Below are 15,890 nucleotides of genomic sequence, written 5' to 3'. Positions count from 1 at the left end.
ACGCATGCCGACCGATATCCATCCTTACCTGTCCGAAGCCCATACGCCCGAGTCGCGCGCCGAGTTCGGCGTCGATCAGCCCGGTGCGCCGATTCTGCCGGGTGCCTGGCTTGGCATGCTGGGCGGCGGGCAGCTCGGCCGCATGTTCACGCACGCGGCGCAGTCGATGGGCTATCGCGTCTGCGTGCTCGATCCCGATCAGGACAGCCCGGCAGGCATCGTGGCCGACCGTCATATCTGCGCGCCGTACACCGACGAGGCCGCGCTCAACGAGATGGCGAAGCTTTGCCAGGCCGTGAGTACCGAGTTCGAGAACGTGCCGTCGATGTCGCTGGACCGCCTGGAGCAACTGGGTGCGTTCGTGGCGCCGCGCGGCTATTGCGTGTCGATTGCCCAGAACCGCATCGGCGAGAAGAAGTTCTTTGCGTCGTGTGCCGAGCGCACGGGCGTGCCCACCGCGCCGCACTGGGTCATCCAGCACGATGCGGACGTCGATCAGGTGCCCGAGGCGCTGCTGCCCGGCATTCTGAAGACCGCGCGCATGGGCTACGACGGCAAGGGCCAGGCGCGTGTGAAGACGCGCGAGGACGTCCGGGCCGCGTGGCGCGCGATGCAGCATGTGCCGTGCGTGCTCGAGCAGATGCTGCCGCTGGCCTACGAAGTGTCCGTGCTGGCCGCACGCGCCGCGGACGGTTCTACCGCGACGTGGCCGCTGGCCGAGAACGTCCATCGCGACGGCATCCTGTTCTCGACGACGATGCCGTCGTCGAGCGTGTCCGACGATATCGCCGATCGCGCGCGTGCCGCGGCGGCGATCATCGCGACCGAGATGGGTTATGTCGGCGTGCTGTGCATCGAGTTCTTCGTGCTGACCGATGGCTCGCTCGTGGCCAACGAGATGGCACCGCGCCCGCACAATTCGGGTCACATCACGATGGATGCCTGCGAGACCAGCCAGTTCGAGCAGCAGGTTCGCGCGATGGCGCGCATGCCGCTGGGCAGCACGCGCCAGCATTCGGCCGGCAAGATGCTGAACCTGCTGGGCGACGCGTGGTTCGAGTTCGGCCTCGAGCGCACGCCCGCGTGGGATCAGGTCATCGCGCAGCCCGGCGCCAAGCTCCACCTCTATGGCAAGAGCGATGCGCGCCCCGCGCGCAAGATGGGCCATGTGAATTGCGTCGGTGACGCGGCCGCTGCAGCCGATGCGGCGTTCGTCGCGGCCGCGCAGGCGCTGCATATTCCGCTCTGAGTCTTTTCATGTCCTCACGCATGCCCACGGCCGCCGAGCTCGACGAAGCGGTTCGCCTGCTCGAAGCGGGACAGCTGGTCGCGTTTCCGACCGAGACCGTCTATGGGCTCGGTGCCGACGCCGAGAATCCCGAGGCCGTTGCCCGCATCTTCGCTGCCAAGGGCCGTCCGTCGAATCATCCCGTGATCGTGCATGTGGTCGATGGCGGCGACGTCAGCTACTGGGCCGACTCGGTGCCCGAGGCGGCGCAGAAGCTGATCGATGCGTTCTGGCCGGGACCGCTGACGCTGATTCTCAAGCGTGCCGCGCATATTCCCGCCGCCGTGGCCGGCGGGCAGGACAGTCTTGGACTGCGTTGCCCGTCGCATCCGGTCGCGCAGGCGCTGCTGTCGCGTTTCCGGCGGGGTCGCGGCGGGATCGCGGCGCCTTCGGCGAACAAGTTCGGGCAGGTGAGTCCGACCACCGCGCAGCATGTGCGGGACGAGTTCGGCGATGCGGTCTATGTGCTGGAAGGCGATGGGGTCGATGTCGGCATCGAGTCGACGATCGTCGATCTGTCGCGGCTCGATCAGGGCGTCGGCCCCGTGTTGCTGCGGCCCGGTGCGATCACCCCGGCGATGATGGAAGCCGTGCTGGGCACCGCGCCGTTGCCGCCCGATGCGGCCGCGCCGCGGGCATCGGGCACGCTGCGCGCCCACTACGCGCCGCGCACGGCGCTGGTGCTGGCCGATGCGTCCGCGCTGCCGGCCTACCTGGCCGCGCTGCCGGCCGATGGGCGGCTGGCGTTCGTTGGACGCGAGGCGCCTTCGGGTCTGGACGCACGCTGCGCGTTCGTGGCGGCGCCGGCTACGCCGGAGGCCTATGCGCGCGAGCTCTATCGCCTGCTGCGCCGGCTCGACAAGGAAGGGTTCGGCCGGCTCGTGTTCGAGCCGGTGCCGGCCGGGCACGAATGGGATGGCGTACGGGACCGCCTCGGCCGCGCCGCGGCGGCGTTCGAATAGCCGCCGCCTCCAGGTCCTCGGGTCCTCAGATCGTCAAGGCGCGCCGCGGTACACCCACTGCATCAGCGCGTCGTGCGCCTCCTGCGCGGCGGATGCGTTCGGGTGGTTGATGTAGGCCACCACCACATACCGGTCGCCGTTCAGCGCATCGACATAGCCCGCCAGCGCGCGCACATCCTGCAGCGTCCCCGTCTTCAGATACGCATTGCCCGCCGCGTTCGCGCGCGTGAGGCGGTTGCGCAGGGTGCCGTCCACGCCGAGGATCGGCAGCGAGTCGAGCAGGGCCGGGCCCACGTTGCTCGCGAGCGCCTGCTGCAGCAGGCGCGCCATGTCGTACGCGCTGATGCGCTCGTCGCGCGAGAGGCCCGAGCCGTTGTCGAGCACGAGGCTGCGCAGGTCCAGCCCCTGCTTCTGCAGCCAGCGCTGGATCACGGTTGCCGAACGCGCGGTGCTCGCGGGGCCGCCACGGTCGATTTCCGCACCGATGGTCAGGAACAGCTGGCGCGCCATCACGTTGTTCGAATACTTGTTGATATCGCGCACGATATCGCCGAGCGGCTCGCCATAGTGCCGCGCCAGCAGCACCGCGTTGCGCGGCACCGGGCCGCTGCGCACGCCGGGCGCATGCGTGAACGTTCCGCCCGCGAGCTGCCATTCGGCGACGAATCCACCCCAGATGAAATCGCTGTGCGACAGCGTCGCGAGGTTGATCACATGTTCGCCGCAATCGGTCGAATAGCTGCCGTCGAACGCGGCCACGACCGTGCCGTCCGGCTGCGGCATGATGGCCGGGTTCGCCCGCGTCCGCCAGTCGCCGCAACGGCCGTTCGTCAGCGCCAGCCGGTTGTCCACCCGCAGTTGCGCCAGCGAGGGCGTGACCGACACCGCCACCGAGCGGCTCGCCGGGTCCGGACTGATCGTGAAGGACAGCGTCTTGAACGCATACAGCAGCGCGTCCGGATTCACGTTGTACGCGCGCGTGGACTCGCCGTCGATCGTGCCGTTGCCATCGAGCCCATCCGCGAAGAAGCTGCGGTCGAGCACGAGGTCGCCATTGATATTGTTGACACCCGCGCGCCGCGCGGATGACACGAGCTTGGCCATCTCTTCGGGCACGAGCTTGGGATCGCCCCGGCCGCGCAGGTAGATATTGCCGTTGAGCGAACCGTCGACACCGGGCTGCGTGTCGGCATAGAGCGACGTCTGCCAGCGAAAGTCGGGCCCCAGCAATTGGAGTCCCGCAAACGTCGTCACGACTTTCATCGTCGAGGCGGGATTCATCGGCTGCTCGGCATTCCAGCTCGCGCGCGGCGCGGGCGCGCCAACCTTCACGACATAGAAGCTCGCGGCCGATAACGGCACGTTGGCGCGGCGTAATGCCGTGACGACGTTGGCCGGCAACCCGGCGCGCAGGGCGGCGGGATCGACGGTCTCCGCGGCGGCATGCTTTGCCGGCGCGGACGAAGAAGGGGAGGTGGACTTTGCCGCCGCGGCCGGTTTGGCCTTGGCGGCCTTGGCGTCCGCGGGGACGGTTGCGAGTCCGGCGGCAAGGCACGCCAGGAGCGCGGCGGCCGGAACGATGCGGGGCAGGGCATTGGGCATGGGCATGGCGGAGATGTTAACGCATGCCCAACGCGGTTCGGATGACGTGAAACGCTCGGTTACCGTGTCAATTCGACAGCGAAGTCGACCGCGCGCCGCTCACGGGGGCGGGCGCCTTCGGAATCGGGAACACGAGGTCGTAGGCCCAGTTGTAGATCAGCGCGTAGACCATGTAGAAGCCGGCCACCGCGATGTCCATGATGAACGCGTCGAACAGGCTGATGTCGAGGTACCACGCGACGGACGGCAGGAACACGATCAGCAGGCCGCCCTCGAACAGGATCGCGTGCAGCACGCGAATGGCCGGCGTCTTGTGGACGTCCCCACGGACGCGGAGCATCGCCTTGTCGAACATCAGGTTGTAGACGTAGTTCCATGCGGCGGCGATCAGCGATGCCACCGCACCGATCAGGCCCATCTGATGCAGCGCATAGCCGAACACCCAGCTGGCAAGCGGGGCGAAGGCCAACAGGCCGATCAACTCGAAACCGATCGCGTGTCGGATCCGGTCTCCGGTAGTGCGCATGATCCTCTCCAGCAAAAACGACGATGGGACACAGTCTATCTGATGGATTGATATTGCCAAGTTGGATACCATCGGTTTATCCGATAGATAGCAGAAAAGGAGGCGTATGAGTCTCTCCATCGACCAGTTGCAGGCCTTTGTCGCGGCGTCCGAAACGGGCTCGTTCTCGGCCGCCGCGCGCCGACTCGGCAAGGCGCAGTCCGTGGTCAGCGCGGCCGTGGCCAACCTCGAGATCGACCTCGGCAATGCGCTGTTCGATCGCAGCGCGCGCTATCCCGTGCTCACGCCCGCGGGGGAGCGCCTGCTGGCCGAGGCGCGCGTGATCCTGGAACGCTGCGAACATTTCCGCGGCGTGGCCAAGAGCCTGGGGGAGGGCGTCGAGACGCGGCTCGTGCTGGCCGTGGACGAGCTGTATCCGGAAGAGATTCTCGGCGTGATGCTCGAGGAGTTCTCGCGGCAGTTTCCGGCGGTGGAGCTCGAACTGCTGTTTCCGCTGATGGAGGACGTAAGCCGGCTCGTGATGAGCCAGTGCGCGGACCTCGGCATCATGTGGCGGCAGGAAATTCTGCCGGCCGAACTCGCGTTTCATGCGCTCGGCTGGGTGCCGATGCCGATCCTCTGCGCGCCCGAGCATCCGCTCGCGCACCAGCCGCGCGTCGATTGGGAAGAGCTCAAGCGTTATCGCCAGCTGATGGTGGCCACGCGCAGCGACAGCGAAGAAAAGAAGCGCCTGCGCGTCGCGGCCGATGTCTGGTGGGTCGAGAGCCAGTGGGTCATCGTCGAACTGATCAAGCGCAATCTGGGCTGGGGATTCGTACCCTGGCACGTGGCCGCGAACTCGCCGGCCGCGGCACAACTGGTGTCACCGAAACTCGCGTTTCAGGAAAAGGACTGGCCCGTGGCGATGGAGCTCGTGTGGCACAAGCAGCGGCCGCTCGGCAAGGCGGCGACATGGCTGCGGGAGCGCGTGAAACGCGAGCCGTTGCCGGTTCCGGTCTCGGGCGGCGGATCGGCGCGGCGGTAGGAGGCAGCAATAAGGGGCGGCAATAAGGGGCACCGCCTATGCCGCCTGCGCCAGCGGCGCAAACGGAAACACCATCTCCACGCGCAGGCCGCCTTCCTCGCGGTTGACGAGGTTCAGGCGCCCGCCGCCCTGGCGGACCAGGCGATCGACGATCGCGAGTCCCAGCCCCGAGTGCGCGTTGCCGCCGCGCGCCGGATCCAGCCGCACGAACGGGAGCGTCACGCGGTCCATCGCATCGTCGGGAATGCCCGTGCCGTGATCCTCCACGGTCAGGCGCCAGCCTTCGTTCGTGCGCGCGGTGGACACATGCACGGGCGGTGCGCCGTACGCATAGGCGTTATCGACGAGGTTGCCGACGATGCGGTCGAGCTGCGTCGCGATCATGCGGAAGCCGTCGCCCGCGGCGAGGTCGAGTTCGACGAAGCGGTCCTGCTCCGCCAGCGATGCCGCGAGTTCGGAAATGCGCTTCTCCACGGGCACGGGCCGCGCGGTCGGCTCGCTGCTCTGCGCGAAGGTCAGGAACTGCTCGACGATCGCCGACATCGACTCCACATCGCGCGTAACGCCCGCGGCGGCCTTCGGGTCGCTCAGCATCTCGGCGCGGAGCCGCAGCCGCGCGAGCGGGGTCTTCAGGTCGTGCGCGATGCCGGCGAGCATCGTGTTGCGCTCCTGGTCCGTGCGCACGAGGTCGGCGACCATGCGATTGAAACGCTCGATCAGTTGTCGCAGCTCATGCGGCCCGCGCTCGCGTAGCGGCGGCACCATCTCCTGCCGCGACAATCGCGCCGCGGCCTCGGCCATGTCGCGTACGGGCCGCTGGATCTGCCACGCGATCAGCAGCGCGAAGATCGTCGCCACGGCGACCACGAGGATGACGCCGGGTACGAGCCGGTTGTCGGGCGGGGGGTTGTGCACCCACAGGATCGGCATGGCGATCCACTGCGCGCGCGTCGGCAGCTTGACCCACAGCCGCGGCGTGGCTTCGTCCTCGATCCGCAACTCGCTGCCCTTCGGCAGGCGGCTGCCGAACTGTTCGATCAGCCGGCGCGGCCGGCCGCCCTGCGGGACCGCCGACAATTCTTCCGCCCGCGTGTTGTCGCCGATCTCGACGAGGCTCGGCAACGGCAGCGGCGGCCGCGCATCGAGCGCGTGCTCGATGCTCTGCAGCTGGAACAGCATCTGTTCGACCGAATAGTCGACCTGCTGCTGGCGACGATCCATGCGAAGAATCGTCAGCCAGGAGAAATGGCTGATCATGAGCACCGCTGCAATCAGCAGTGCCATGCGTCCGAACAGGGTGTCAATCCTCAGCTTCATTGCTCAGCGTCTTTGGTGCGAAAGTCCTACTGCGGAATCTCTTCGGCCTCGTCGGGCACGAACGTATAGCCCCTGCCGCGCACGGTCTGGATATAGCGCGGGCGCTGCGCGTCCTCGTCCAGCAGCCGGCGCAGGCGCCAGATCTGCACATCGATGCCGCGGTCGCTGATGCCGCTCGCGGTGCCGTACATCAGCTCGACGATGCGCTCGCGCGACAGCACTTCCAGCGGATGCATGAGCAGCAGCTTGAGCAGCGCGAACTCGGTGTCGCTGATCGATACCGCCTGCCCGGTCCGGAGCAGCGAGCGCTGGCGGAAGTTCACGCGGAACGGGCCGAACGCGATCGACTCGCGGTCCTCGGGTGCAGCCGCGGGCCGGGCGAGCTTGCGGCGCAGGACCGCGTTGATGCGCGCGAGCAACTCGCGCGGCGAGAACGGCTTGCCGAGGTAGTCGTCGGCGCCGATCTCGAGCCCGACGATACGGTCGATCTCGTCGCTGCGCGCGGTCAGCAGGATCACCGGAATATCGTCGTTCTTCGCACGCAGGTTGCGCAGCGCCGTCAGGCCATCGACCTTGGGCATCATGAGGTCCAGCACGATCAGCGCGGGCCGTTCACGCTCGAGGCGCGCCTGCAGGCCGTCCCCGTCGTGCAGCACGGACACGGCAAAGCCCTGCGAGGTCAGGTACTCGCGCAGCAGGTCGCGAAGTTCGGGATCGTCGTCCACGACGAGGATCTGGGTGGGCTGGTTCGTTCGCATAGGCAAATGATAGTCAGGCTGGCGGCGTGGGAACGCGATTGGCGTCCGCGGTTTTGTTTCCGGAGGTTACACCCGGCCCGCTGGTAATCCGCTGTAATAAAAGAGCGGGTGCCAGAAACAGGCGCGGTCATCCCGGCACATTATGCTTCGTCCCAACGTGGCGATATTTTTCGCCACTGCCAATCGCGCGGCGCCTACCTGCCAGCCGCACCGGATCGATCGCCCTCCCGAACCTTGCCCCAGAGGAAAAACGGGACCCGAAAGGGAAGCCCCTCCATAGGCGGCCAGGGCGAATGGTCTTTCCGGTAGCGCGATTTGGCATACTTTGCCATTTCGCCCGCTGGCCGGCCCCCGGCCGCCGCGCGAATATCGTTGGCGTGCCCCATCCCGGGCGCGCCGTTCCCAGGATTCCGGATATGTCGCAACCCGAAAACGGTCAACCCTCCTCGCCACCCACCCCGCCCCGGGGGCCCTCGCCACAGCGCGGCGCGTCATCGCGCCGCACATGGATCGCGATCGCGGTCGTCGTGGTGCTGGCCGGTGCCGGCTGGTACTGGTGGCAGGGCCATCGCGCGGCGGCCGATGGCGCCGGGAGCCAGGCCGGGGCGAGCGGGGCCGCGGCGGGCGGCCGGCAGGCGCGCGGCCCGGGCGGGCCCGGTGGACCGGGCGCCAATATGCCGCGCTCTCCCGTGGTCGTGTCCACGGTCGCGCGCCGGGACATGGATGTCGTGCTCAACGGGCTGGGCAACGTGACCCCGCTGGCCAATGTGACCGTGCGCGCGCAGGTTTCCGGCCCGCTGCTGCGCGTATTGTTCAAGGAAGGCCAGATGGTCAAGGCCGGCGACGTGCTGGCCGAGATCGACCCGCGTCCGTTCCAGGCCACCTACGACCAGGCCGTGGGCCAGCTCGCGCGCGATCAGGCGCTGCTGCAGAATGCGCGGCTCGACCAGAAGCGCTACAAGACGCTGCTCCAGCAGGACTCGATCTCGAGCCAGCAGGTGGACACGCAGGACGCCCTCGTGCGCCAGTACGAAGGCACGGTCAAGACCGATCAGGGCAATGTGGACAACGCGCGGATCCAGTTGGGCTACACGCGCATCGTCGCGCCGGTGTCCGGCCGCATCGGCCTGCGCCAGGTGGACCCCGGCAATATCGTGAGCACCAGCGACACCAACGGCATCGCGCTGATCACGCAGATCACGCCCATCACCGTGCTGTACACGATTCCCGAGGACAACCTGCCGCAGGTGCTCCGGCAGCTCAATGCGGGCAAGAAGCTGCCCGTGCAGGCCTGGGATCGCCAGATGCGCACGCAGCTGGCCGAAGGCACGCTGCTGACGACCGACAACCAGATCGACGTGACCACCGGCACGGTCAAGCTCAAGGCGCAGTTCGAGAACAAGGACGGCATGCTGTTCCCGAACCAGTTCGTCAACGTGCGCACGCGCATCGATACGCTCGAGGACGCCACGGTCATTCCGGTGGCGGCCATCCAGCGCGGCCAGCAGGGCACGTTCGTGTACGTGGTCGATGAGGCCAGCACGGTCCATGTGGCGACGGTCACGCTCGGCGCCAGCGATGGCACGCGCACGGCGGTGACGAAGGGCCTGCAGCCCGGCCAGCGCGTGGTGATCGACGGCGCGGACCGCCTGAAGGAAGGCATGACGGTGGAGGCCGTGGATCCGGCCGCGCGCGCGGCACAACTGGTACCTGCGAGCCAGCCGCGCGGGCGCGGCCGCCACCGCGAGGGCAGCAACTGGGGCGGCGCGAGCGGCGCCGGCGCGAGCGGTGCGCATGCGCGCCGTGGCGACGGGGCGAGCGGTGCCAGCGCGCCGATGGCCGAGCCGCGCCGCCAGCGCGATGCGGATGCGGTCCCCGACCCGACCCGGAACACCCCCGCCAACCCCGCCGGCAACGTCGGCCAGCGCCCGCAGCAGTAAGCGGCGAAGGAATCGAGGAGCGGCATGAACCCGTCACGCATCTTTATCGAGCGGCCAGTCGCCACGGCGCTGCTGATGCTCGCCATCCTGCTGTCCGGGCTGGTGGCATTCCGCCTGCTGCCGCTGTCGGCGCTGCCGGAGGTGGACTACCCGACCATCCAGGTCACCACGCTGTACCCGGGCGCGAGCCCGGACGTGATGACGTCGTCGGTGACCGCGCCGCTCGAGCGTCAGTTCGGCCAGATGCCGGGCCTCAAGCAGATGTCGTCGTCGTCCTCGGGCGGCGCGTCGGTCATTACGCTGCAGTTCGAGCTGTCGCTCTCGCTCGACGTGGCCGAGCAGGAAGTGCAGGCCGCCATCAACGCGGGCGGCAACCTGCTGCCGGCCGACCTGCCGATGCCGCCGGTCTACAGCAAGGTGAACCCGGCCGACGCGCCGATCATGACGCTGTCGATGACCTCCGACACGCTGCCCCTGCCGCAACTGCAGGATATGGTCGATACGCGTATCGCGGCCAAGATCTCGCAGATCCAGGGCGTGGGCCTCGTCACGATCAGCGGCGGGCAGCGTCCCGCCGTGCGCATCCAGGCCAACCCCACGGCGCTGGCCGCGCTGGGCATGTCGATCGACGACCTGCGCACCGCGATCGGCAGCGCCAACGTCAATGGCGCGAAGGGTAGTTTCGACGGGCCCCAGCGCGCCTCGACGATCGACGCCAACGACCAGCTGCGCTCCGCCGATGAATACCGGCAGATCATCATCGGCTACCAGAACGGCGCGCCGATCCGCATTACCGACGTCGCCGATATCGTCGATGGCCCCGAGAACACGCGGCTGGCCGCGTGGGCCAACGGCAAGCCGGCGATCGTGCTGAACATCCAGCGCCAGCCCGGCGCCAACGTGATCGAGGTGGTGGATCGCATCAAGTCGCTGCTGCCGCAGCTGCAGAATGCGCTGCCCGCCTCGGTGCACGTGCAGCAGCTGACCGACCGCACCACGACCATCCGCGCGTCGGTGAAGGACGTCGAGTTCGAACTGCTGCTGGCCATCGCGCTCGTCGTGATGGTGATCTTCGTCTTCCTGCGCAATATCCCCGCGACGATCATCCCGGGCGTGGCGGTGCCGCTCTCGCTGGTCGGCACCTTCGGCGTGATGTACCTGGCGGGCTTCTCGATCAACAACCTGACGCTGATGGCGCTGACCATCGCCACGGGGTTCGTCGTCGATGATGCGATCGTGATGATCGAGAACATCATGCGGTACATCGAGAAGGGCGATACGCCGATGGCCGCGGCGCTGAAGGGTTCCAAGCAGATCGGCTTCACCATCATCTCGCTGACGTTCTCGCTCGTCGCGGTGCTGATTCCGCTGCTGTTCATGGGCGACGTGGTGGGGCGGCTGTTCCGCGAGTTCGCGATCACGCTGGCGGTGTCCATCCTGATCTCGGCCGTGGTATCGCTGACGCTCACGCCGATGATGTGCGCGCGTCTGCTGCGCCATGTGCCCGAAGAGAACCTGTCGCGCTTTCACCGCGCCACGGGCCGCTTCTTCGACAACGTGATCGATCGCTACGGCCGCGCGCTGGAATGGGTGCTCGGGCGCCAGACCGCGACGCTCGTCGTCGCCGTCGGCACGCTCGTGCTGACGGGCCTGCTGTACCTCGTGGTGCCCAAGGGCTTCTTCCCGGTGCAGGACACGGGCGTGCTGCAGGCGATTACCGAAGCCGCGCAGACGACCTCGTTCACCGCGATGGGCCGCAAGCAGGAGGCCGTGCAGAAGGTCATCCTGGAAGACCCGGCGGTGGCCAGCGTGTCGTCGTTCATCGGCGTCGATGGCACCAATACCACGCTCAACGCGGGCCGCATGCTGATCAACCTCAAGCCCAAGGGCGACCGGGACAGCATGGATGTGGTGATGGACCGGCTGCAGGATGCCGCGCAGAAGCTCGGCGGTATCTCGCTGTACATGCAGCCCGTGCAGGACCTGACCATCGAGGACCGCGTCTCGCGCACGCAATACCAGTTCACGGTGGAGGACCCCGATCCCAAGGTGCTGGCCGAATGGGTGCCGAAGCTCGTCGAGCGCCTGCGCCAGGAGCGCGAGCTGCGCGACGTGACCAGCGATCAGCAGAACAACGGCCTGCGCGCCTACGTCGAGATCGACCGCGATGCCGCCGCGCGCTTCGGCATTACCACGGCCGTGATCGACAGCGCGCTATATAGCGCGTTCGGCCAGCGCCTGGTCTCGACGATCTTCACGCAGTCCAACCAGTACCGCGTGGTGCTCGAGACGATGCCGCAGTTCCGCACGAGCCCGCAATCGCTGTCCGAACTGCGGCTGCCGTCGTCGTCGGGCGGCCAGGTGCCGCTGGGCTCGATCGCGCGCATCAGCGAGCGCACGGGTCCCCTCGTCATCAACCATCAGGGCCAGTTCCCGGCCGCGACCATCTCGTTCAACCTCGCGCCGGGCGAGTCGCTCGGCGCCGCCGTGGAGAAGATCCTCAAGGTGGAGAAGGAGCTCGGCCTGCCGATCTCGATGGCTACCGAGTTCCAGGGCGCGGCGCTCGCGTTCAGCGCGTCGCTCTCCAATACGCTGTGGCTGATTCTCGCCGCGGTGATCACGATGTATATCGTGCTCGGCGTGCTGTACGAGAGCACGATCCACCCGGTGACGATCCTGTCCACGCTGCCGTCCGCGGGCGTCGGCGCGTTGCTCGCCCTGCTCGTCGCGCGGCAGGATCTGGGCATCATCGCGATCATCGGCATCATCCTGCTGATCGGTATCGTCAAGAAGAACGCGATCATGATGATCGACTTCGCGCTCGAGGCCGAGCGCGAGGGCGGCATGGCGCCGCGCGAGGCGATCTTCCAGGCCTGCCTGCTGCGTTTCCGCCCGATCCTGATGACGACGATGGCGGCGCTGCTCGCCGCGCTGCCGCTGATGCTCGGCACCGGCATCGGTTCCGAACTGCGCCGGCCGCTCGGCGTGACGATGGTCGGCGGCCTGCTCGTGAGCCAGGTGCTCACGCTGTTCACCACGCCCGTGATCTACCTCGCGTTCGACCGCGTGGCGCTCCAGCTCAATAGCTGGCGCCGGCGCAAGTTCGGCGACCCCGAAGGGGAGACGCACGCCTGATGAACGTCTCCGCCGCCTTTATCCAACGCCCGGTCGCGACCGCGCTGCTGACCATCGGCATCCTGCTGGCGGGGCTGGCGGCGCTGCGGCTGCTGCCGGTTTCGCCGCTGCCGCAGGTGGACTTTCCCACGATCTCGGTTTCCGCATCGCTGCCCGGTGCGAGCCCCGAGACGATGGCCGCGACCGTGGCCACGCCGCTGGAACGCGCGCTCGGCACGATCGCGGGCGTCAACGAGATTACGTCGTCGAGCTCGCTCGGTTCCACGCGCGTCACGCTGCAGTTCGATCTGTCGCGCGATATCGACGGTGCCGCGCGCGACGTGCAGGCGGCCATCAACGCCTCGCGCGCCACGCTCCCGACGAGCCTGCCGAACAACCCGACCTATCGCAAGGTCAACCCGGCCGACGCGCCGATCATGATCATCGCGCTGACGTCGCCGACCATGACGCGCGGCCAGCTCTACGACGCGGCGTCGACGATCCTCGCGCAGAAGCTCTCGCAGGTGGAAGGCGTCGGGCAGGTGACCATCGGTGGCTCGTCGCTGCCCGCCGTGCGCGTCGAGCTCAATCCGACCGCGCTCAACAAGTACGGCATCTCGCTGGAGGACGTGCGCAACACGATCAGCGCGACCAATGCCAACCGGCCGCTGGGCGTCCTCGAGAACAACAATAACAACTGGCAGGTCTACGCGAACGACCAGGCGATGGCGGCCAAGGACTATATGCCGCTGATCGTGCGCTACGCCACGCCGGGCACCTACTCGTCGGCATCGGCGGGCGCGCTGATCGCGAGCACGGCCAACGCCACCGCGGGCGGCAATGTCAGCACCAAGACCGTCAACGGCGTGACCACGACCACGCTGACCACGAGCAGCGGCACCACGACGATCACCACCGGCGCCACGGGCGGCGGCAACGGCAACTCGGGACCGAATTCGCTGCAGGTGCCGGTGCGCCTGTCCGACGTGGCCAATGTGACGGACTCCGTGCAGGACATCCGCAACGCGGGCTCCGCCAATGGCAAGCCGTCGGTGCTGCTCGTGCTGAACCGCTCGCCCGGCGCCAACATCATCGAGACCGTCGATCGCGTCAACGACATCCTCCCGCAGCTGCGCAAGATGATTCCGGCCGCGATCTCGATGGACGTGATGCTCGATCGCACGCCGACCATCCGCGCGTCGCTGCGCGAGGTCGAGCACACGCTGCTGATCTCGATCGCGCTCGTGATCATGGTGGTCTTCGTGTTCCTGCGCAACGTGCGCGCGACGCTGATCCCGAGCGTGGCGGTGCCCGTCTCGCTGGTCGGCACGTTCGCGGTGATGTATCTGGCCGGGTTCTCGCTGAACAATCTTTCGCTGATGGCGCTGACCATTGCCACGGGGTTCGTCGTCGACGATGCAATCGTCGTGCTCGAGAATATCTCCCGGCATATGGAGAACGGCATGAAGCCGCGCGAGGCCGCGCTGCGCGGCGCGCGGGAGGTCGGCTTCACGGTCATCTCGATGAGCCTGTCGCTGATCGCCGTGTTCATTCCGCTGCTGCTCATGGGCGGCATCGTGGGCCGGCTGTTCCAGGAGTTCGCCATCACGCTGTCGGTCGCGATCCTGGTCTCGCTCGTGGTCTCGCTGACCACCACGCCGATGATGTGCGCCAAGCTGCTGCGTCCGGTCAAGGAAGACGAGAAGCGCGGCCGCTTCTATCACGCGAGCGAGCGCGTGTTCAACTGGCTGCACGACCAGTACGCCCGCACGCTTGGCGTGGCGCTGCGCCACAGCGCGCTGGTCTGGCTCGTGCTGATCGCGACGATCGGCCTGAACGTGTGGCTCTACGTGATCGTGCCCAAGGGCTTTTTCCCGCAGCAGGACACGGGCCGGCTGATCGGCTTTATCCGCGCGGACCAGGCCACGTCGTTCCAGGCGATGACCAAGAAGCTCGACAACTTCATCACGATCGTGCGGTCCGACCCGGCCGTGGTCAACGTGACGGGCTTCACGGGCGGCTCCCAGCGCAACACGGGTCAGATGTTCGTCACGCTGAAGCCGCTCTCCGAGCGCAAGGAGTCGGCCGACGCGATCATCGCGCGGCTGCGCGTCAAGCTCGCCAAGGAGCCCGGCGCGAGCCTCTTCCTCACGCCCGTGCAGGATATTCGCATCGGTGGCCGGCAGAGCAGTTCGGCGTATCAGTTCACGCTGCAGTCGGACGACCTCGAAGTGCTGCGCGCGTGGGAGCCGAAAGTACGCGCCGCGATCTCGAACATCAAGGGTATCGAGGACGTGGACACCGACACCAACGACAAGGGCCTGCAGACGTCCGTGATCATCGATCGCGACACGGCCTCGAAGCTCGGCGTCACGGCGCAGCAGGTCGATGCGGTGCTCAACGACGCGTTCGGGCAGCGCCTCGTCTCCACGATCTATCACCCGCTGAACCAGTACCGCGTGGTGATGGAGCTGAGCCAGGAATACCTGCAGGGTCCGCATGCGCTGCAGGACATCTATGTGGTCACCGGCGGCGGCAATCGCGTGCCGCTCTCCGCGTTCGCGCGCGTCACGCCGACGAGCACGCCGCTCGGCGTGAACCATCAGGGGCAGTTCGCGGCCTCGACCATCTCGTTCAACCTGGCCGAGGGGTTCTCGCTGTCGCAGGCCACCGATGCGATTCGCGATGCGCTTGCGCGTATCGGCGCACCCGAGACCTTGCAGGCGAACTTCCAGGGCGGCGCCAAGGCGTTCCAGGACTCGCTCAAGAGCCAGCCGTACCTGATCCTCGCGGCGCTCATCACGATCTATATCGTGCTGGGCGTGCTGTACGAGAGCTATGTGCATCCGCTGACGATCCTCTCCACGCTGCCGTCGGCGGGGGTGGGCGCGCTGCTTGCGCTGCTGGCCTCGAAGACCGACTTCAGCATCATCGCGCTGATTGGCGTGATCCTGCTGATCGGCATCGTGAAGAAGAACGCGATCATGATGATCGACTTCGCGATCGATGCCGAGCGGCGCGACGGGCTGTCGCCGCGCGAGGCGATCCATCGCGCGTGCCTGCTGCGGTTCCGTCCGATCATGATGACGACGATGGCCGCGCTGCTCGGCGCGATTCCGCTCGCGCTCGGGCGCGGCGACGGGGCCGAACTGCGCGCGCCGCTCGGCATCTCGATCGTCGGCGGCCTGCTGGTCAGCCAGCTGCTGACGCTGTACACGACGCCGGTGGTCTACCTGACGCTCGACCGCTGGCGCCTGAAGGTCAACGCATGGCGCGCGCGCCACCGGCGGCAGGAACCCGACGCAGAGCCTCGTCTCCATTGATGCGAACCGAATTGAAAAGAACCGATCGATTGAACC

The 15,890-nt window shown here is 67.5% G+C and carries 10 protein-coding genes; 6 read left to right on the top strand and 4 right to left on the bottom strand.

The features are described 5' to 3' along the window. Window positions 1-4: 4 nt before the first annotated feature. Window positions 5-1,249, top strand: coding sequence for a 5-(carboxyamino)imidazole ribonucleotide synthase (locus FOB72_RS11990; protein ID WP_150372722.1), 1,245 nt, complete (start codon window positions 5-7; stop codon window positions 1,247-1,249). A gap of 8 nt (window positions 1,250-1,257) precedes the next feature. Beyond that, a complete protein-coding gene (locus tag FOB72_RS11985) occupies window positions 1,258-2,250 on the top strand; it encodes an L-threonylcarbamoyladenylate synthase (RefSeq protein WP_150372721.1) in 993 nt (330 codons plus the stop codon). 33 nt (window positions 2,251-2,283) lie between these two features. Here the strand turns inward: FOB72_RS11985 and dacB are convergent, their stop codons facing one another. Further along, on the bottom strand, window positions 2,284-3,867 hold the full coding sequence (gene dacB / locus FOB72_RS11980) for a D-alanyl-D-alanine carboxypeptidase/D-alanyl-D-alanine-endopeptidase (protein WP_150372720.1): 1,584 nt from the start codon (window positions 3,865-3,867) through the stop codon (window positions 2,284-2,286). Window positions 3,868-3,919: 52 nt separating this feature from the next. Beyond that, complete coding sequence (locus tag FOB72_RS11975) at window positions 3,920-4,378, bottom strand: PACE efflux transporter (protein ID WP_150372719.1); 459 nt, start codon at window positions 4,376-4,378, stop codon at window positions 3,920-3,922. Window positions 4,379-4,484: 106 nt separating this feature from the next. Between FOB72_RS11975 and FOB72_RS11970 the strand changes: the two genes are divergently transcribed. Next, on the top strand, window positions 4,485-5,402 hold the full coding sequence (locus tag FOB72_RS11970; protein WP_150372718.1) for a LysR family transcriptional regulator: 918 nt from the start codon (window positions 4,485-4,487) through the stop codon (window positions 5,400-5,402). A 36-nt stretch (window positions 5,403-5,438) separates the two neighbouring features. Here the strand turns inward: FOB72_RS11970 and FOB72_RS11965 are convergent, their stop codons facing one another. Both FOB72_RS11965 and FOB72_RS11960 read right to left on the bottom strand, forming a co-directional pair. Next, on the bottom strand, window positions 5,439-6,719 hold the full coding sequence (locus tag FOB72_RS11965) for an ATP-binding protein (RefSeq protein ID WP_150372717.1): 1,281 nt from the start codon (window positions 6,717-6,719) through the stop codon (window positions 5,439-5,441). 26 nt (window positions 6,720-6,745) lie between these two features. Continuing rightward, a complete protein-coding gene (locus FOB72_RS11960; protein WP_150372716.1) occupies window positions 6,746-7,477 on the bottom strand; it encodes a response regulator in 732 nt (243 codons plus the stop codon). Between the two features lie 416 nt (window positions 7,478-7,893). On the opposite strand from FOB72_RS11960, the gene FOB72_RS11955 reads away from it, so the two are divergent. The 3 genes from FOB72_RS11955 to FOB72_RS11945 are packed head-to-tail and all read left to right on the top strand — an operon-like array spanning window position 7,894 to window position 15,854. Continuing rightward, a complete protein-coding gene (locus FOB72_RS11955; protein WP_150372715.1) occupies window positions 7,894-9,417 on the top strand; it encodes an MdtA/MuxA family multidrug efflux RND transporter periplasmic adaptor subunit in 1,524 nt (507 codons plus the stop codon). Between the two features lie 24 nt (window positions 9,418-9,441). Then, window positions 9,442-12,552, top strand: coding sequence for an MdtB/MuxB family multidrug efflux RND transporter permease subunit (locus FOB72_RS11950; protein ID WP_150372714.1), 3,111 nt, complete (start codon window positions 9,442-9,444; stop codon window positions 12,550-12,552). Beyond that, the gene (locus FOB72_RS11945; RefSeq protein WP_150372713.1) at window positions 12,552-15,854 is read left to right on the top strand and encodes an efflux RND transporter permease subunit; all 3,303 of its coding nucleotides are present in this window, start codon (window positions 12,552-12,554) and stop codon (window positions 15,852-15,854) included. The genes FOB72_RS11950 and FOB72_RS11945 overlap by 1 nt, the downstream gene beginning before the upstream one ends. The last annotated feature ends 36 nt before the right edge of the window (window positions 15,855-15,890 follow it).

Origin of the sequence: Cupriavidus pauculus (assembly GCF_008693385.1) — a bacterium.
GTDB classification, from domain to species: domain Bacteria; phylum Pseudomonadota; class Gammaproteobacteria; order Burkholderiales; family Burkholderiaceae; genus Cupriavidus; species Cupriavidus pauculus_D.
The sequence above is the reverse complement of the archived record's forward strand: the minus strand, read 5'-3'. Positions and strand labels throughout refer to the sequence as shown.

Coding starts and splice junctions, on each gene's coding strand:
- FOB72_RS11985 (WP_150372721.1), top strand. CDS start 1,258: ATGTCCTCACGCATGCCCACGGCCGCCGAGCTCGACGAAGCGGTTCGC.
- FOB72_RS11960 (WP_150372716.1), bottom strand. CDS start 7,477: ATGCGAACGAACCAGCCCACCCAGATCCTCGTCGTGGACGACGATCCC.
- FOB72_RS11975 (WP_150372719.1), bottom strand. CDS start 4,378: ATGCGCACTACCGGAGACCGGATCCGACACGCGATCGGTTTCGAGTTG.
- FOB72_RS11970 (WP_150372718.1), top strand. CDS start 4,485: ATGAGTCTCTCCATCGACCAGTTGCAGGCCTTTGTCGCGGCGTCCGAA.
- FOB72_RS11950 (WP_150372714.1), top strand. CDS start 9,442: ATGAACCCGTCACGCATCTTTATCGAGCGGCCAGTCGCCACGGCGCTG.
- FOB72_RS11990 (WP_150372722.1), top strand. CDS start 5: ATGCCGACCGATATCCATCCTTACCTGTCCGAAGCCCATACGCCCGAG.
- FOB72_RS11965 (WP_150372717.1), bottom strand. CDS start 6,719: ATGAAGCTGAGGATTGACACCCTGTTCGGACGCATGGCACTGCTGATT.
- FOB72_RS11955 (WP_150372715.1), top strand. CDS start 7,894: ATGTCGCAACCCGAAAACGGTCAACCCTCCTCGCCACCCACCCCGCCC.
- FOB72_RS11945 (WP_150372713.1), top strand. CDS start 12,552: ATGAACGTCTCCGCCGCCTTTATCCAACGCCCGGTCGCGACCGCGCTG.